At 61.1% G+C, this 16,813-nt stretch carries 14 protein-coding genes and 1 tRNA gene; 7 read left to right on the forward strand and 8 right to left on the reverse strand.

The window, feature by feature from the left end:
* Positions 1–42: 42 nt before the first annotated feature.
* Complete coding sequence (gene rfbC, locus ACF8EA_RS02630) at positions 43–588, reverse strand: dTDP-4-dehydrorhamnose 3,5-epimerase (protein WP_021782612.1); 546 nt, start codon at positions 586–588, stop codon at positions 43–45.
* Positions 589–865: 277 nt separating this feature from the next.
* Here rfbC and aguA point away from each other — a divergent pair, with 277 nt between their 5' ends.
* Positions 866–1,972, forward strand: a complete 1,107-nt coding sequence (gene aguA / locus ACF8EA_RS02635) for an agmatine deiminase (RefSeq protein ID WP_274148569.1) — start codon at positions 866–868, stop codon at positions 1,970–1,972.
* 193 nt (positions 1,973–2,165) lie between these two features.
* A complete protein-coding gene (locus ACF8EA_RS02640; RefSeq protein WP_080671093.1) occupies positions 2,166–2,363 on the forward strand; it encodes a hypothetical protein in 198 nt (65 codons plus the stop codon).
* Positions 2,364–2,429: 66 nt separating this feature from the next.
* On the opposite strand, the gene ACF8EA_RS02645 is transcribed toward ACF8EA_RS02640, so the two are convergent.
* Positions 2,430–4,499 (reverse strand): TonB-dependent receptor, encoded by a 2,070-nt coding sequence (locus ACF8EA_RS02645; protein WP_392521057.1) that lies wholly within the window; start codon positions 4,497–4,499, stop codon positions 2,430–2,432.
* Between the two features lie 474 nt (positions 4,500–4,973).
* Here ACF8EA_RS02645 and ACF8EA_RS02650 point away from each other — a divergent pair, with 474 nt between their 5' ends.
* Positions 4,974–6,293 carry an OprD family porin gene (locus ACF8EA_RS02650; RefSeq protein ID WP_021782614.1) on the forward strand — a complete coding sequence of 440 codons (1,320 nt, stop codon included), beginning with the start codon at positions 4,974–4,976 and terminating at the stop codon, positions 6,291–6,293.
* A gap of 91 nt (positions 6,294–6,384) precedes the next feature.
* Here ACF8EA_RS02650 and ACF8EA_RS02655 read toward each other — a convergent pair whose 3' ends face one another.
* The 3 genes from ACF8EA_RS02655 to ACF8EA_RS02665 all read right to left on the reverse strand — a co-directional run bounded on the left by ACF8EA_RS02655 (position 6,385) and on the right by ACF8EA_RS02665 (position 10,251).
* Positions 6,385–8,055, reverse strand: coding sequence for an FMN-binding glutamate synthase family protein (locus ACF8EA_RS02655; RefSeq protein ID WP_021782615.1), 1,671 nt, complete (start codon positions 8,053–8,055; stop codon positions 6,385–6,387).
* 107 nt (positions 8,056–8,162) lie between these two features.
* Positions 8,163–9,530, reverse strand: coding sequence for an ATP-binding protein (locus ACF8EA_RS02660; protein WP_392521058.1), 1,368 nt, complete (start codon positions 9,528–9,530; stop codon positions 8,163–8,165).
* A 1-nt stretch (position 9,531) separates the two neighbouring features.
* On the reverse strand, positions 9,532–10,251 hold the full coding sequence (locus ACF8EA_RS02665) for a response regulator (RefSeq protein ID WP_392521059.1): 720 nt from the start codon (positions 10,249–10,251) through the stop codon (positions 9,532–9,534).
* A gap of 140 nt (positions 10,252–10,391) precedes the next feature.
* Here ACF8EA_RS02665 and ACF8EA_RS02670 point away from each other — a divergent pair, with 140 nt between their 5' ends.
* Positions 10,392–12,689: a TonB-dependent siderophore receptor gene (locus ACF8EA_RS02670; RefSeq protein WP_392521060.1), complete on the forward strand. Its 2,298-nt coding sequence runs from the start codon at positions 10,392–10,394 to the stop codon at positions 12,687–12,689.
* A gap of 166 nt (positions 12,690–12,855) precedes the next feature.
* Here ACF8EA_RS02670 and ACF8EA_RS02675 read toward each other — a convergent pair whose 3' ends face one another.
* Positions 12,856–13,062 (reverse strand): DUF3079 domain-containing protein, encoded by a 207-nt coding sequence (locus ACF8EA_RS02675; RefSeq protein ID WP_103443313.1) that lies wholly within the window; start codon positions 13,060–13,062, stop codon positions 12,856–12,858.
* Between the two features lie 182 nt (positions 13,063–13,244).
* Between ACF8EA_RS02675 and ACF8EA_RS02680 the strand changes: the two genes are divergently transcribed.
* The 3 genes from ACF8EA_RS02680 (at position 13,245) to ACF8EA_RS02690 (ending at position 15,649) form a co-directional block, all read left to right on the forward strand.
* Positions 13,245–14,855, forward strand: a complete 1,611-nt coding sequence (locus tag ACF8EA_RS02680) for a diguanylate cyclase domain-containing protein (RefSeq protein ID WP_392521061.1) — start codon at positions 13,245–13,247, stop codon at positions 14,853–14,855.
* Between the two features lie 123 nt (positions 14,856–14,978).
* Entirely contained in the window at positions 14,979–15,209 is a 231-nt protein-coding gene (locus ACF8EA_RS02685) for a DUF4160 domain-containing protein (RefSeq protein ID WP_081237919.1), read from the forward strand.
* Positions 15,197–15,649: a DUF2442 domain-containing protein gene (locus ACF8EA_RS02690; protein ID WP_103443315.1), complete on the forward strand. Its 453-nt coding sequence runs from the start codon at positions 15,197–15,199 to the stop codon at positions 15,647–15,649. The genes ACF8EA_RS02685 and ACF8EA_RS02690 overlap by 13 nt, the downstream gene beginning before the upstream one ends.
* 328 nt (positions 15,650–15,977) lie before the next feature.
* On the opposite strand, the gene ACF8EA_RS02695 is transcribed toward ACF8EA_RS02690, so the two are convergent.
* Positions 15,978–16,053: transfer RNA gene (locus ACF8EA_RS02695), tRNA-Thr, on the reverse strand.
* A 98-nt stretch (positions 16,054–16,151) separates the two neighbouring features.
* Complete coding sequence (locus tag ACF8EA_RS02700) at positions 16,152–16,394, reverse strand: hypothetical protein (RefSeq protein ID WP_021782622.1); 243 nt, start codon at positions 16,392–16,394, stop codon at positions 16,152–16,154.
* Positions 16,395–16,813: the final 419 nt, after the last annotated feature.

Consider the following 16,813-nt stretch of genomic DNA (forward strand, 5'->3'; position numbering starts at 1 on the left):
CACGTAAATGCGCCAGAAAAGTCTGACGCAATTATGCGCTAGTTAAGGCAGCAGTTCCGCCTCTGCCAATGTCAGGCCCACCTTGTCCTTGTCCGATAACAGCGGTGGCTGCTGCAGCCCCCAGTCGATGTCCAGCTGGGGGTCGTCCCAGCGTATACAGCGGTCAGCACCCGGGTTGTAGTAGTCGGTGGTCTTGTAAAGGAACTCGGCCGATTCACTCATCACCGCAAAACCGTGGGCGAAGCCAGGTGGAATCCACAGCTGGCGATGGTTGTCGGCCGACAGGTGCACCGCGACCCATTTGCCGAATGTTGGCGAGCTTTTGCGCACGTCCACGGCGATATCGCGGATTTCCCCGTGCACCACGCGCACCAGCTTGCCCTGGGTGTTTGCCACCTGGTAGTGCAGCCCACGGAGCACGCCCTTGATGGAACGCGAGTGGTTGTCCTGAACGAACTCCACGTTCACGCCGGTTTGCTGTGAGAACTCACGGGCATTGAATGCCTCGAAGAAGAAACCACGGCTGTCAGCGAACACCTTTGGCTCGATGATCAGTACTTCAGGTATTGCTGTAGGGATGATGTTCATAGCGGCTCGCTGGCCCGTCGCTCAAGTATTGACCCTAGTCGGCCTTGCCGGAAATTTCCGCGCGTAGCTGTAACAGGATGCATAAGGGATGGCTATGGTAGACGGCAGGCAGTTCCTTTAACCAGACCAGCCCTAACGATTGCCGATTGTTATCGATTTAAATTTGCCTTTAGGCAGCAAAATCTTAGATTATCAGGCTTTAAATATCGATATATATCGGTTATAAATTGACAAACGCCCCAGCACACCCGGCTCAGGGCCATCACAGAGGTCACCCATGAAAACCCTCAACTCCACGCCCCGTGCCGATGGTTTCCACATGCCCGCCGAGTGGGCCCCGCAAACTCAGGTATGGATGGTCTGGCCGGAGCGCCCGGACAACTGGCGCCTGGGCGGCAAGCCGGCGCAGGCTGCCCACGTAACCCTGGCCAAGGCCATTGCCCGTTTCGAACCTGTGACCGTCGCAGTCTCCGCCGGCCAGTACGAAAACGCTCGACGCCAACTCGACCAGCCGAACATTCGTGTGGTTGAAATCAGCAACGACGATGCGTGGGTGCGTGACACCGGCCCGACCTTCGTCATCAATGACCATGGCGAAGTGCGCGGTGTAGATTGGGGCTTCAATGCCTGGGGCGGCTTTGATGGTGGCCTGTACGCACCCTGGAACCGCGACGAGGAACTGGCCGCCAAGGTGCTGGAAATGGAGCGCTGCCAGCGCTACCAGACCGAAGGCTTTGTGCTTGAAGGGGGTTCGATCCACGTAGACGGCGAAGGCACCGTTATCACCACTGAGGAATGCCTGCTCAATCGCAACCGCAACCCGCACCTGAGCCGCGAGCAGATCGAAGCGGTGCTGCGCGATCACTTGGCAGTTGACACCGTGGTGTGGCTGCCGGATGGCTTGTACAACGATGAAACCGACGGCCATGTCGACAATTTCTGCTGTTACGTGCGCCCGGGCGAAGTGTTACTGGCTTGGACCGATGATTCCAACGACCCCAATTATGCGCGCTGCCACGCGGCCATGGACGTGCTGAAGAACACCCGCGACGCCAAGGGTCGCGAGTTCATCGTGCACAAGATGCCGATCCCGGGGCCGCTGTTCGCCACTTCCGAAGAGTGCGCCGGTGTCGATCAGGTCGCCGGCAGCCAGGAGCGTGACCCATCGGTGCGCCTGGCGGGCTCGTATGTGAACTTCCTGATCGTCAACGGTGGCATTATTGCCCCAAGCTTCGACGACCCGGCAGATGCCGAAGCCAGAGCGATCCTGGCAAGGATCTTCCCCGACCACGAGGTGGTGATGATCCCGGGCCGCGAGCTGCTTTTGGGTGGCGGCAACATTCACTGCCTGACCCAACAGCAGCCGGCGCCGATCAAGCGCTGAACGCGTGATGAATAAAGAGGCCCGTCGTGTGACGGGCCTCTTTTTTGCGCGGGCGACGCCCGGGCGCCGAGCTGGCATACGTTTTGTATTGTTTTTCAAACAGATAGAGAGATTGCACGGCCAGGCCGCGCCTCGGATCTGTAACAATAACTACGTAAATTAGCCACTCACGGGCCAGGGAGTACGTGTAGACATGAACGCAGCAAGTGAGTCGGCTTTGCGCCCATCGGCAGTTGATCGCCAATCGCTCAGGCTTGTGGCGAAGTGGTTGAAACACCATGGAAGCATCAGGGTCAGGACGACCGACCCACGACGTCTGCTTGCCGGGCGATACCCCCAAGGGTTGATCAGTGAAGCAGAGATGCAGGCGCTGATGGCGGTGTGGCACTGATCGATTGCACCTGTACCTGCCTCTCCGCGGGCTTGCCCGCTAAGAGGCAGGTACAGTCAACAAAGATCAGAAGCTGTAGCTACCCGTCACCACAAGGCTACGCGGATCGCCCACCTGGATCTGCGCCGCACTGGTCGCCGAGCTGTAATAGGTCTTGTCGGCAATGTTGCTCAACGCCGCCCGCACATCCCAGTCATGCGTACGGTAGCCCGCCAGCGCATCCCAGCGGCCGTACCCCGGCAACAACGTGGTGTTCTGGTTGTCCGCATAACGCTCGCCCACCAGTGTCAGCCCGGTTTCGGCGTACCAGCCCAGTTCTGGCTTCCAGGTCACGAACAGGCTGCCATTGCGCCTGGCCACGTCATTGATGCGGTTGCCTTCCTGGCCGTTCTTGTCCTTGACGATGGTCGCATCCTGCAGGCCAATGCCGCCGCGTACATACCAGTTGCCGACGATGTTGCCGGTGGCAGTCAGCTCGATGCCGCGTGAACGCTGCATGCCGCTGAGCAAGATGATGTTCGGGTCGTTCGGGTCGCGGGTGCGGCGGTTGTAAAGTTCCAGCTCGTAGATAGCCAGGGTGGTGGTCAGGCGCTGGTCCAACCAGTCGCTCTTTACGCCTATTTCTTTCTGCCGGGTCTCTTCCGGGTCGGTTTTATTGGTGTTGCCCTGTGCCCCTGGGGTGATGCCGATCAAGCCGCCACCCACCGGTGAGAAAGTTTTGCTCCACGAGGCGTAGAACGAATGGTCGCGCCATGGCGTGTAGACCACGCCCAGGCGTGGGCTGGTGCTGTTGCTGTCCTGCGGTTCGCGCAAGCCATCCTTGTTGGTGGTTTCCACTTCGAACTGGTCAAAGCGCACGCCGGCGAGAACCTGCCACTGATCGTTCAGGCGAATCTGGTCCTGCAGATAAACCCCGCGGCTGTCGACCACGGTGTGGTTGTTGCTTGATACCGCCAACGCACCATTGTGCGGCTGGCTGGGTTTGCCCAGGCCTGGCAGGTCCTGTCTGCCAGCGCTGTACAGCAACGGGTCGCGCCGCTGGTTGCCGAACTCCAGGCCCAGCAGCAGCTTGTGTTCAAGGCCCAAGGTGTCGAAGTCGCCCTCGGCCTCCAGGTTGTTGAACAGGTTGCGGGTGTTCAGGTCCTGCTGCCAGCGTTGGCGGGTCAAGGTATTGGTGCCGGCGTCGTAGCCCGTGACATAGGTGTTGTCGAACTCGCTGTCGAGTTTGAACAGGCCCAGGGTGTGGCGCAGTTGCCAGGTTTCGTTCAACTGGTAGTTCAGCCGCGAACGCAGCGACTGGGCGCGATCATCGATGTAGTCGCGCTGGTCGCCGTAGGTGGTGCCGCGGCTGACGTCGGCGGGGCGACCATTGACCCCAGGAATGCCACGGTCGGGCGTGCGGTTGTAGCGGCTGTATTCATACTGCACCAGCCAGTTCAGGTCGGGGGTGATCTGCCAGCTGAGCGACGGGGCGAACAGTTGGCGGCTGCCGTCGATACCATCGCGGAAGCTGTTGTTGTCCTGGTTGCCCATGTTCAGGCGTAGGCTGACCGTGTCGCTGGGGTCGGCGCTGAGGTCGGCATACAGGCTGCGCAGGTCTTCGCTGCCGGCCTGTGCTTCGATGGTCGAGCGGCGACCCGGCTCCGCTGCCTTGCTGACCCTGTTGATGATGCCGCCCTGGCTACCACGGCCATACAGCACCGCTGCCGGCCCCTTCAACACCTCGACCCGCTCGATGTTGTGCAAGTCGCGGATGTACTGGCTGTCGTCGCGGATACCGTCCAGGTAGAAGTCGTTGCTGGCCTCGAAGCCGCGGATGCGTACGCTGTCAAAACGAGTGTCGGCGCTGCTGCTGACGTTTGGGATGCCCTCCAGTGCCTTGCCCAGCGTGTTGCTGCCGTAGTCCAGCACATTGGCGGTTTTCACCGTATCGATGGCCTGCGGCACATAACGCACAGGCGTCGAAGTGCGGGTTGCGGTGCTCACCTCCTTGACCCGCGGGTTGTCCTTCTCGCGCTCGCTGTCGGCGGTAACCGACGACTCCGGCAGCGTGGTGGTGGCGGCACTGGCCAGGCTGGCGCTGAAAAGCAGCGACAGGCCGAGCGTCAGGGGTGAAAGGCGGCAGGGTACAAGCATGGGCACATTCAGACCGGGCAGTTGAAAATAAGGTGCGAATGGTAATGCTTGCTATTTGCTCTTGCTTGGGTATTTGTAAAGGGTTGTCTTTACATATGTATCTTTTTGTAACAGGCTCTGCGGCCACGCTTTGCCTGCTCACAGGAAATTGTCCGTTTGATCAAAAGGCAATTTCCTACACAAGATAAATTGCCCGCTGATAGCGCAAACCTGCATGAAAATGCACCGGATACGCCGAATTTCTTGGTTATATCAACCTGTATTTCACGACTTTTTGACATTTGTAATCTCGCGCGGCTAGGATTCGGCCAACGCCTGCTGGCCATGGTATTGGCCAGGCTGCTGCCAAGGGCCGCCGTGAACTTACCGGTTGGCCCGCCCGGCTGGATCCGCATAGCGTCGAACCTACGAAGGGGCGTTGGTTCCTGGCGTCATATTGCAGCGCGTTTTTGATTAAGAAATAAGGAAAACAACATGTTGAAAACCAGGATCAGCCTGGTCGCCCTGGCGATGATCGCCGCGACCCAGGCTCAGGCCAATGACCAGGCTGACAGCAAGGGTTTCATCGAGGACAGCCACGCCAACGTCCTTCTGCGCAACGCCTACATCAACCGTGACAAGAAGCATGGCACCGACGACCAGATCGAATGGGGCCAGGCGTTCATCGCCAACTTCTCCTCCGGCTTCACCCAGGGCACCGTTGGCGTCGGCGTTGACGCATTTGGCCTGTACGCCGTGCGCCTGGATGGCGGCAAAGGTCACAACGGTGGCGGCGGCGTCGACTTCTTCAAACCGCACGAAACCACCAATGCCGAAGGCAACGCCAGTTCGCCGCATAACCTGGCCCGTGGTGGTGCTGCAGTGAAATTCCGCATTTCCAACACCGTGCTTAAGTACGGTGACCAGATGCCAGCACTGCCAGTGCTGCAGTACGACGATGCACGTCTGTTGCCAGAAAGCTTCACCGGTACCCTGATCACCTCCAAAGAGATCCAGGGTCTGGAACTGAACGCTGGTCGCTTCACCCAGGAAGCGCGCAAGAGCGCCGAGCGCCGTGATGGTGGTGGCCTGAAGTCGATCAACGTCTTCGGTGCCAGCTACAAGTTCACCGACAACTTCACCGCTTCGCTGTACACCGCCGACAACGAAGACGTTATGAAGAAGCACTACCTGGGCTTGAACTACGTCTTCCCGATCGCCAGCGACCAGTCCCTGACCCTGGACTTCAACGGCTACAAGTCGGACATCAACAACAAGCATGTCAAGGCTGCCGAGCTGACCGGTGACTCCAACACAATTTGGAGCCTGGCGGCCACTTACGCCTATGGCCCGCACTCGTTCACAATCGCCCACCAGCGCAGCACCGGTAGCACTGGCTATAACTACGGCGGGTATCAGAACGCAGGCCGTCAGGGTGACGGTGGTTCCACCATCTACCTGGCCAACTCGTACTGGTCCGACTTCAACGCCGAAGACGAGCGCTCCTGGCAGCTGGGCTACGGCCTGGACTTCGGTGCCTATGGCATTCCGGGCCTGACCTACAAGCTGGCCTACGTGGTGGGTGACAACATCAACACCCGTAACGTCGCCAACCCGCAAGGCTTCGGCGAAGGTAAAGAGCGCGAGATCTTCAACCAGATCCGTTACGTGGTGCAGGACGGCCCGGCCAAGGACCTGTCCATCAAACTGCGTAGCTCGTTCTTGCGTACCAACAACGCCGTGCAGCAGAACGGTTACAACGACGACGGCAACGAAGTCCGCGTATTCGTCGAGTACCCGATCAGCATCTTCTGATCCGCAGTTCTTTGCATGAAAGCTGGGGCCGCGCTGCGGCCCTTCGCGGGCACGCCCGCGAAGGGCTGCAGGGCAGCCCCAGTCATGTTTGTCATGCAGGTTCAGTCTCTTCGTGGCGCAGTCTTGATGCCACAGTTCGTGTTGCAGTGTCCCCCGTCTCCGGTGCAAAGCTGTCGCTACGCGCCATCCGCCACATCCGTGCATAAAACTCGCTTTCGATCGAGCCACTGAGTAGCTCCCCCGGCTTGAGGAATGTGTGCAAGTCCGAAAACAACCCTATTTCGCTGGGGCTGATGCGCCGTGCCAGGTGTTTGGGCCTGAGCTCCGAAGGGTGCTCAAGGCCTGCGGCAGCCAACATCTCGGCCAGCGCGTGCAATGTGTTGCGGTGGAAGCTGGCCACCCGCTCGGCTTTGTCTGGCACCACCAGGGCACGCTGGCGCAGAGGGTCTTGGGTGGCCACGCCGGTCGGGCACTTGTTGGTGTGGCAGCTCTGCGACTGAATGCAGCCAATGGCAAACATGAAACCGCGTGCCGAATTGACCCAGTCAGCGCCGATGGCCAAAACGCTGGCAATGTCGAAGGCGCTGACGATCTTGCCCGCCGCACCAATGCGGATGCTGGAGCGCAGGTTCAGGCCGACCAACGTGTTGTGCACGAACATCAGGCCTTCGCGCATTGGCACGCCCATGTTGTCGCTGAACTCGCGAGGTGCCGCGCCGGTGCCACCTTCCTTGCCGTCGACAACGATGAAGTCAGGGGTGATGCCGGTGGCGAGCATGGCCTTGGCAATGCCCATGAACTCCCAGGGGTGGCCCAGGCAGAACTTGAAGCCCACGGGCTTGCCGCCCGAAAGCTCGCGCAGGCTGGCTACGAAATGCAGCAACTCCACTGGTGTGCGGAATGCGCTGTGCGCCGCCGGCGAGATGCAGTCCTCGCCGGCGCGTACGCCACGGGTCTCGGCAATTTCGGGGCTGACCTTGTGCCCCGGTAAAATGCCGCCGTGGCCAGGCTTGGCGCCCTGGCTGAGCTTGATCTCGATCATCTTCACCTGTGCCGAACGGGCCTGTTCGGCGAAGCGCTGTGGATCGAAACGACCGTCCTCGGTGCGGCAGCCGAAGTAGCCGCTGCCAATTTCCCAGATCAGGTCGCCGCCGTGTTCACGGTGGTACGGACTGATGCTGCCTTCGCCAGTGTCATGGGCAAACCGGCCCATGCGCGCGCCGCGATTGAGCGCAGCGATGGCGTTGGCGCTGAGGGCGCCGAAACTCATCGCCGAGATGTTGAAGATCGAGGCCGAGTAGGGCATTCGGCATTGCGGCCCGCCGATGGCAATGCGGAACGAGGCAGGGTCCGGCGTGGCCACCGGTAGCATGGAATGGCTGATGAACTCGAAACCAGGTTTGTAGGCGTCGTTGAGTGTGCCGAACGCTTTCTCGGCGCTTTCGTTCTTGGCGCGGGCGTAGACCAGCGAGCGTTGCGAACGGGAGAACGGCAGCTTGTCGTCGTCACCTTCGATCAGGTACTGGCGGATTTCCGGGCGGATGGTTTCGATCAGGTAACGGATATTGCCCAGGATCGGGTAGTTGCGTCGCACCGCATGGTGGCTTTGACGCAGGTCATTAAGGCCGACCAGGCTGAGCAGCGCGGTGATCAGCGTTACCGGCCACAGCCAGGCATGCTGGGACAGCAGGGGCAGGCTGGCGAAGGTGAAGACAAGGCAGAGTACGAAGCAGGCGTAGCGGCTGGGAAGAGAGTGTTTCATGGGTCCATCGCAGGCAGGATGACCGGGCATAGGATAGGCAAACACAGGGGACGGAAAACCTGGGTAATCGGTAAAAGACTGTTACACGCCGGCCCCTGGATCAGCCTTTAGACGGGGAGCTGCAGGCTGACCCGTAACCCGCCGCCCGCTCGGTTCGCCAGCATCAGCTCACCCCCATGGCTGGTGGCGATCCGCTGGGCAATGCTCAGCCCCAGCCCATATCCCCCGGATGCCTGGTTACGCGACCCCTCACCGCGCACGAACGGGTCGGTAATGGTCGTCAGCAGCGCTGGCGCAATCCCCGGCCCGCGGTCGTCGATGTGGATGAACACCCCTGTGGTCGTTCGCTCCAGCGTGACGGAAACATCCTTGGCATAACGCAACGCATTGACCAGCAAGTTCTGCAGACAGCGCTGCAGCAGCAGGGCATCCACCCGCAGGCTGTTGACCCGGCCGTGCACGGGCAGGGGTTCCTGGTCAGTAGCCAGGTCCGCACACTGGCGCGTCACCAGCCGGTCCAGGTCCACCTGCTGCAAATTCTGCTGCTCTCCGGCACGCAGGTAATCCAGAACCTGACCGATCATATCGTCCATCTGCGTGATGTTCTGCCGCAGGCGCTGGCGGTGTTCGTCATCGGGTAATCGCTCCAGGCGCAGGCGCATGCGGGTCAGTGGGGTACGCAGGTCGTGGGACACGGCGGCCAGGAAGTAGGCCTTGTCGTTGACCATGGCAATCAGCCGCTGCTGCATCGCGTTGAACGCCTGCGCCGCCTGGCGTACTTCTTCCGGGCCATCCAGTGCCAGGGGAGGCTGTTCGAGGTTACTGCCCAGCCCGCGCGCAGCATCGGCCAGGCGATGCAACGGGCGCAGGCACAGGCGCACCGCAATCAGGCACACCAGCAACACGGCGACAATACGCAGCGCATACACCCGCAGCAGGTAATCGCTGATCAGCACCCAGGCCGACTCGCCGCTCCAGCCCTGCAGTTCCTGGCCCGCAATGGTCAGCCAGTGCCCATCGGCCAGCGGCAGCGCGAACTGGATATGCGCCTGGGCCGTGCGCAGGCCGAACAGGCTGCGCCAGACGATCGGTTGGCCCAGTTCGTCGGTGAGTTGAACGTTCATCAGGCGCACGTCCTGGGCATGCCCCAGTTCGTACTTCAGGGCCTGCTGCAGCAACAGCTCGACCCGCCTGCGCCCAGGGCGCTTGTCATGCTCTTGCCCAGGCAGGCTTTCGACGCAGCGAAGCTGGTAGTGGGCTGGCGTCTGCAATGTACCGCCGTGGCAGTCGATCTGGGCAATCAGGGGGGCGCTGCGTGCAGCAACCAGTCGCACGGGCACCTCTAGCGCCTGGGCGAAACGCACATCGAACCAGATGCTGCTCGACATCAACTGGATCACCAGCGTGCCACTGACCATGATCAGCAGCAGTTGACCAAACAAGGTGCGTGGCCACAGCCGGTGAAACCAGCGCATGTCAGGCCCCGGCCGTGAGGCTGGCGATACTCAGCAGATAGCCTTCGTTGCGGATGGTCAGGATTTGCGCGGCCCCCGCCGGTGCCCGGCGCAGTTGCTGGCGCAGGCGGCTGACGCACATGTCCACCGAACGGTCGTCGGGCAGGTGGTCGCGGCCGAACGCGCTGCGGGTCAGTTGGTCACGGGAGACCACACGGTTGTTGGCTTCCAGCAGTTCGCGCAGCACGCGGTAGTCGGAGCGCGGCAGGGTCAGGGTCTCGCCATCCGGGCGGGTGAGCAGGCGCTTGACGTGTTCCAGACGAAAGCCTGCGAACAGCTGGGCGTCCAGCTCGGATTCTTCGGCACAGGTGCCCAGGCGTTGCGGACGACGCAGTACGGCTTTGATCCGGGCGATCAGTTCGCGTGGTTCGAAGGGCTTGGCCAGATAGTCGTCGGCGCCCACCTCCAGGCCGATGATGCGGTCCAGCGTGCTGCCCTTGGCTGACAGCATGATCACCGCCAACCCGGGGGTGGCCTGCAACTGCCTGCACAGGCTAAGGCCGTCCTCACCCGGCAACATCAGGTCGAGCACCACCAGCTCAACTTTGTGCCGGGCCAGCTGGTCGCGCATCTGTTCACCGTCGGCTGCGGCCAGCACGTTGTAGCCTGCATCGGTCAGGTAATCACAAAGAAGTTCGCGGATCTCGTCGTCATCATCGACAACCAGCAGGGTCGTGCTCATGCAGAAAAACACCTGTTAGGTGAGGGCCGGTGGCGCTCGTTACGTTCAATTACATCCCCGTACATGTCGGGTCTGGAGCCCGGAGGGCTGATCCCTAGAATCCTAACAAAAAATCATCTGCAAATACGAAGCCTTCCCAAATGAATCCCAAGAGCATCCCGACAGCGTTCACCCCCTTCAGTCAAAGTGGTAGTCGCCTCCAGCCGCTGGCCTTCTGCGTTGCCGTCGCCATCAGCGGTGGGGCAATGGCTGCCGACGGCAAACCCCTTGTACTGGACGCCACGCAGATCGAAGACAGCGCATTACTGCCTGCCGACGAGGCCGGCCAGTTGGGCTACACGGTCGAGAGCACTCGTAGCTCTACAGGCCTGGCACTGACACCACGGCAGACGCCGCAATCGGTTACCACCATCACCCGCCAGCAGATGGATGACCGCGACATCCACACCATCGAGCAGGCACTGGGAACCACCCCAGGCGTAACAGCCAACAAGTCCGAGGTGGGTGGGCGTACCGACTACCGCGCCCGTGGTTACTCGATCAGCAACTGGAAGGTCGATGGCCTGCAGACCCAGGGCGGTTCCGATTTCAGTGGCAGCGGCAATGCGCTGAACATGGACCTGTACGAACGCATCGACATCGTGCGCGGTGCCAACGGCCTGCTGGGCGGCACCGGCGACCCCTCGGCCACCGTCAATCTGATCCGCAAGGCACCGACCAAAACCTTCGGCGGCAGTGCTTATGCCACTTACGGCAGTTGGGACAAGCGTCGTCTGGGGGCTGACTTGAACCTGCCTCTGTCCGAAGATGGCCGCCTGCGTTCGCGCTTCGTGATGACCCAACAGGATGCCAACTCCTTCCGTGACAACCAGTCCGAGCGCTCCCGCGCCGCGTTGGCCAATTTCGAGTTCGACCTGGACGACGCCACCACCCTGGGCGCCGGTTATCAGTATGAGTACAACAAGGTTGTGGGCGGCGGCTGGGGCGCGAACATCCCGATCTGGTACCGCGACGGCAGCAAGACCGACTTGCCGCGCAGCACCAACCTGGTACCCAGCTGGAGCTTTGGCGAATACACCACCCGCACGGCGTTCGGTTCGCTAGAGCACCGCTTCGACAACGACTGGACCCTGGACCTGAAAGCCGCCCAGGCCACCACCGAAGCCCTGAACCACCGGGGCCTTGCCAAGGTAAACTCGGCAGGGCGCGGCAGCTACGGCGGCTATTGGGACCAGGACGGCAGCGGCGCCGTACTGAACGGTTTGCACAGCTCCAGCGACACCACCCAGCAATCGGCGCAGATCGACCTGTCTGGCCCGTTCCAGCTGTTCGGCCGCACTCACCAGGCCATGGTCGGCTACAACGACAGCCGCACCGTCGGCTGGTCGCCCCAGTACACCTGCACCATGGTCGGCGACGGCATGGCCAGCGCGCCTGCACTGGGTTGCCAGTTCCGCGCCAACAACGGCTTCCCGGTGACCGACTGGCACAATGGCGTGGATGACGACTACGACCTCATCGCCTCGCGCACCGGCCTTCACAGCAAGACCACCACCCGCCTGCAAGGCATGTACGCCGCCACCCGCCTGAGCATCACCGACCCGTTGTCGGTGATCGTTGGCGTGCGCACCAGCAACTATTCCTCGGTCACCCGCAGTGTGGCCGGCGAGCGCAGCAGCCAGGAAGAAAACGGCATCGTCACCCCCTACCTGGGCGCGGTGTATGACCTCAATGACAACTACTCGGTATACGCCAGCTACACCGACATCTTTACCCCGCAAACCTCTGAAACCAGCAGCGGCAGCAAGGTCGAACCGATTCGTGGGCAGAGCTACGAAACCGGTATCAAGGGTGAGTGGTTCGATGGCCGCCTGAACGCCTCGGCGGCGTACTTCCGCACCAAGCAGGAAAACAAGGCCGTGCTGGACGGCGACCTGACCACCCCGACCGGCGGCAGCGCCTACAAGGCCGGTTCCGGGCAGGAAACCGACGGTATCGACCTGGAAGTCGCAGGCGCCCTGACCCCCAACTGGAACGTCTACGCCGGTTACACCTACCTGCACTTCCGCCGCGTCGACAGCGACGGCCGCAGCGACCCGTCGCACTTGTTCAAGGCCTCTACCACCTACCGCCTGAGCGGCCCGCTCGACCGCCTGACCCTGGGCGCCGGCGTGACTGCGCAGAGCAACATCCGCGCCATCTCCAGCCCGGCTGGTCAGCCCACCAACGGTGTGAGCAATGGTGCCACTGACGTGAACTGGTCCGGTTATGCCATCTGGAATGCCATGGCCAAGTACCAGTTGACCGATGAGACCAGCGTCAGCCTCAACGCCAACAACCTGTTCGACAAGCACTACTACAGCCAGTACGGGTTCTATGCCGGGGCGATTTATGGCGACCCGCGTAACCTGTCGTTGACGGTAAGCACCGCGTTCTGATCAGCTCTTCCACAAGGCCTGGCGCTGTACCTGTAGGAGCGGGTTCTCCCGCGAACACCGGCGCAGCCGGTGCCTGCACCCGCTTCGCCAGCTTCGCGGGCAAGCCCGGTCCCACAGAGCCAGCGCTGGGTTCAAGGCCTGCGCTGGGCCGCCAAGCGGCCCTTTCTTACCTAGGCTCAACCGCTTGCCCTGGATCAACCGGCTTCTCCAGCTGGCCCTCGAAGCTATTCCAATCCTCGCCAAACAGCTCCACCGGATGCATGGTCCGGTCTGCGCCATTGCCACAGGCTAGCGCCTTGGCAGGGCAGTAAAGGTCGCAACCCCAGCAGATACGCTCGGGGTGGCGAGGGTTTGTGGGGAATCTCTTGGCCATGCTCAACCTCCCTCAGGGCTACCTGATCTGAACGTAAACCCCTCGCCCAGCCCGTCGTTTGACCGCCATCAATCCATTGGCGATCAACTGAGGTGAATGTTTTACAATCTTTCGAGCCTCGCCTTGGCGGGGTATCGCAGGGTCGATGATGCACCTTGCTGTATCGCGCAAAAGGAGTTGCTTTGGGGCACCATTCAACCGGCAAGCGCGGCGTGAGTTACGATCCGCCGCAACGGCGGCAACGCAGGGACATTCCATCCATCGTGCGCCGGGTGACGCTGGGCATTGTGGTCGTCTGGTTGGCACTTGTGGCAAGCCTGGGCGGGTGGATAGCGCAGCGCCTTACGGCAGAAGAACTCGACAACCTGGCGGCAGGCGCCGAATACGAAGCCCAGATTACGGGGCGTGTGGTAGACCGCCTGTTCACCGAGATGGCCAGCGTGGCCAACATGGTGGCTCGTCAAAGCGAGGTGATCCAACTCGCTGCCCGATATCGCCATGATCCGCCTGGCTTCGCGGCACTCACGCGTGAGGAGCGCGCTTCGAAATTCACCCGTGACCCGCTGGTGCGAAGCGTGGGTGATTTCATGGATAGATTGGCCAGCGATCTTCACTATGCCCGTATCTACATGAACAACCTCTCAGACGATACGGTGACGGCCAGCAACTGGGCGGAGTCATTCAGCATCGTTGGCCAGATCTATACGGGCAGGGCCTACCTCCTCGACGCATTGCGCACCGGCAGTGGTGAAATGTTCGGCATTGCCCGCCTGAACAAAACCCCCTCCTATTTCGTAGCCAGCCGCATCGACGATGCTGACGGCAAGCCACTCGGCTCTGTCACGGTCAAGTTCGATGCCCCGGACATCGCCCTTTACCTGACAGGGCGTCACATTGCCTTGATTGTGAACCGTCAGGGGCGCGTGACCACCGCGTCCAGCGAACCCTTCATGCTGCGTAACGTGGCGGCACTGCTCCCGCCCGATATCCGCAGGCCTCTGGATGGCGACGAAGAGCCGGGCGAGCCCATGGATATCCGCGCAGTGGCAGCTGCGGCTCAGGCCGATCAATGGCTTATTGGCGGGCACCCTTATCTGGTGCATCGCCAGCCCCTGAACGACGCGCAATATCAGCTGCTGACGCTGGCAAAGCTTGATCACCTGCAGCCGATGCGTCAGCAGTACTACTGGACCGGAGCCTCTGTGGCGGCGCTCGGGTTGATCTTGATCTTGCTCTCCAGCCGTGTGGCCGGGCAGATGCTATTGCGCCGCCAGGAAGAACGCTATGCAGCCAACTATGACGCGCTGACCGGGTTGAAGAACCGGCGTGCGATCCTGGCTGCCTTGCATCGGCATTTCGCGTTGGCGAAGCGAACGGGGCAGGGGGTGCTGGTGGCGTTTATCGACCTCGACGAATTCAAGGCGATCAACGACACCTACGGGCATGAGGTGGGGGACAAGTTCCTGATCGAAGGCAGCCGGCGCTTGCAGGGCGGGTTGCGGGCAACAGATGAACTTGGGCGCTGGGGTGGTGACGAGTTCGTTGTGATCGGCTTGACCGCTTCGATCAACCCGGACGAAATGGCCAAAACTGCCGCAGCGATGCGCAGACGGCTGGTGCCGCTGCTGATTGGTAGCTACGAGTTTGACGACTGCCGGTTCGATTACGCGGGTGCGAGTTTTGGTATTACGAGTGTTGATCCCGCTGCGACTTCGCTGCAGGCCGCGCTTAAAGCGGCGGATCAGTTGATGTATGCCGATAAAGAGGTGCGGCGGGGGTTGCGGAGGGTTTGAGAGGGGGGAGGGCGAGCATAACGGCACTGAATACCGAAAATGCCCACCTTTCGGGGAGCGGTCTCTGGGTAACTTCACAGCCGGTTGGTTGCTGTATCGCCAAATTGGCGATACGATCCTGCCATGTCTACCAAATACCGATTTCGCGATAAGTACCGCATCGAGCTAAGGGAAAGGGATCATCTACCACCCCACGTTCACCTTACGGGCGGTGGGGTGGATGTGGTGATCAGTCTGGAATCTGTGACTGTTAGCCAAGGCAGGGCACCTGCGAAAGTGGTGCAAGAAGCCCTGGCCTGGGTCGCGGCCAATCAGGCCGATTTGTTGAAGGAGTGGATGAAATGGCATCGATGAAACGTCCCCGTCTGAAGGGTGTACAGCCCCGATCGGGCGCTAGCCTTGAGCTTACCTTTACCAATGGTCAGCATTTCACCCTGGATATGAGCGATGCGCTCAAGACGTATCCTGGCTTGGCGCCACTGTCCAAGCGCAAAGCGTTTGAAGGCGTCGTATTGGGCGACGGAGGATGGTCGGTGGAGTGGCCAGCGCTGGATATTCAGATTGGTGCGGACACCCTGCTACTGGATGCGCTTGCCCAAAACGCACCTGATGAAAACACCCGAGTTTTCATTCGCTGGCGTTTGCGGCACCGGATGACGCTCGACCAGGCAGCCGAAGCGCTGGGAGTCAGCGCCCGCAGCATCAGCCGCTACAGCAGTGGTCGTGAAGCGGTACCACGCACATTGGCGCTGGCTTGCCTAGGTTGGGAGAGTTTGGAGCAGAAAGCCGCCTGACAGGGCTTTTTGAGGGCATGAGCTTTCGCTATTCTGGCCTGAGATTGCCGGGGGCCACTTTGCGGCCCATCGCTACACAAGGCCGTTCCTACAGAAGACGCGGTGTGCTTTTGAATCTTTTACTATGCGCGACGGTGCAGCCTGGAAGAGCGCTATGGGATTGTTGAGGCAGCTCTACGGCCGAGTCGCCGCGGCGGTTGCCCCGTAGCGTGAGCAAGCTGAATGCACAGCGTCTTGCGCAAGGCTGGGGGGGCGCCATTTGAGTCATACCTCCTAGCCGAAAACAAAAAAGGCCCACCTTTCGGTGAGCCTTTTTTGATACTGCGTATGGTGCCGGCACCAGGAATCGAACCCGGGACCTACTGATTACAAGTCAGTTGCTCTACCATCTGAGCTATACCGGCAATGGGGCGTCATTATAGCGATCGTTTGGCGCCTGTAAACCACTTCCTTGCGAATGTTCGCAAAAGACCTAAGTCACCGGCCCAAAAGAAGAATTTTCCTACCAGCCGCGGTGCATGGTGGTGACGCTAGGCTCGCTTTTGCCCGGGTTGAAGAACAGCTTGTCGTTGTCGCAGCCGCGCTTGCGGCAGGGGCTTTCGGTGCGCAGGGGCAGGCCGTTGTCGCCGCCCAGTTGCATGCCGGGGTGGTTCCAGTCCAGGTTGCTGCTGGGGTTGGGCGAGGTGCCGCCGGCACAGCCGGTCAGGGCGAAGGTCAACAGGGCGAGGAGTTTGGCTCGGGTCACGATGGTCAGGTCCGTTGGTCCATTGTCGGTTCTGGCGCAACGCCAGAAGGCCGCGGGGCTGGCGGGCAGCGCGCGACGTCACTTTTTAATGATTTGGGGGGTGGATGATACACCGTTGCGGCGGTGGAGCATTAGCCTTGTGTTGCCTGGCATGGCCTCTTCGCGGGTGAACCCGCTCCTACAGGGGGCCGGGTAAGCCGGGTTATCTGTGTAAGGCAATTCTGAACCATGGGGTCAAAAGCTTCAGGGTTTGGATGCTTCGGAAGTATCCTACGCGCGCCGCCGAAGTAACGCTGTTGTCGGGGAAGTGGCTCACGGATACCGTTTTCGGGTCGCTCTGGCGACCGGGTGTGAGAACTCGACTTTGAACGTATCGGCTGCGTAATGGCGACTGTGCGCGGGCAGACCTTGGTCTGGCC

Source organism: Pseudomonas sp. YQ_5 (genome assembly GCF_043103305.1).
GTDB lineage: Bacteria > Pseudomonadota > Gammaproteobacteria > Pseudomonadales > Pseudomonadaceae > Aquipseudomonas > Aquipseudomonas putida_Y.

Coding starts and splice junctions, on each gene's coding strand:
- ACF8EA_RS02690 (WP_103443315.1), top strand. CDS start 15,197: ATGGCATCGATGAAACGTCCCCGTCTGAAGGGTGTACAGCCCCGATCG.
- ACF8EA_RS02665 (WP_392521059.1), bottom strand. CDS start 10,251: ATGAGCACGACCCTGCTGGTTGTCGATGATGACGACGAGATCCGCGAA.
- ACF8EA_RS02685 (WP_081237919.1), top strand. CDS start 14,979: ATGTCTACCAAATACCGATTTCGCGATAAGTACCGCATCGAGCTAAGG.
- ACF8EA_RS02670 (WP_392521060.1), top strand. CDS start 10,392: ATGAATCCCAAGAGCATCCCGACAGCGTTCACCCCCTTCAGTCAAAGT.
- ACF8EA_RS02645 (WP_392521057.1), bottom strand. CDS start 4,499: ATGCTTGTACCCTGCCGCCTTTCACCCCTGACGCTCGGCCTGTCGCTG.
- ACF8EA_RS02640 (WP_080671093.1), top strand. CDS start 2,166: ATGAACGCAGCAAGTGAGTCGGCTTTGCGCCCATCGGCAGTTGATCGC.
- ACF8EA_RS02650 (WP_021782614.1), top strand. CDS start 4,974: ATGTTGAAAACCAGGATCAGCCTGGTCGCCCTGGCGATGATCGCCGCG.
- aguA (WP_274148569.1), top strand. CDS start 866: ATGAAAACCCTCAACTCCACGCCCCGTGCCGATGGTTTCCACATGCCC.
- ACF8EA_RS02655 (WP_021782615.1), bottom strand. CDS start 8,055: ATGAAACACTCTCTTCCCAGCCGCTACGCCTGCTTCGTACTCTGCCTT.
- rfbC (WP_021782612.1), bottom strand. CDS start 588: ATGAACATCATCCCTACAGCAATACCTGAAGTACTGATCATCGAGCCA.
- ACF8EA_RS02660 (WP_392521058.1), bottom strand. CDS start 9,530: ATGCGCTGGTTTCACCGGCTGTGGCCACGCACCTTGTTTGGTCAACTG.
- ACF8EA_RS02675 (WP_103443313.1), bottom strand. CDS start 13,062: ATGGCCAAGAGATTCCCCACAAACCCTCGCCACCCCGAGCGTATCTGC.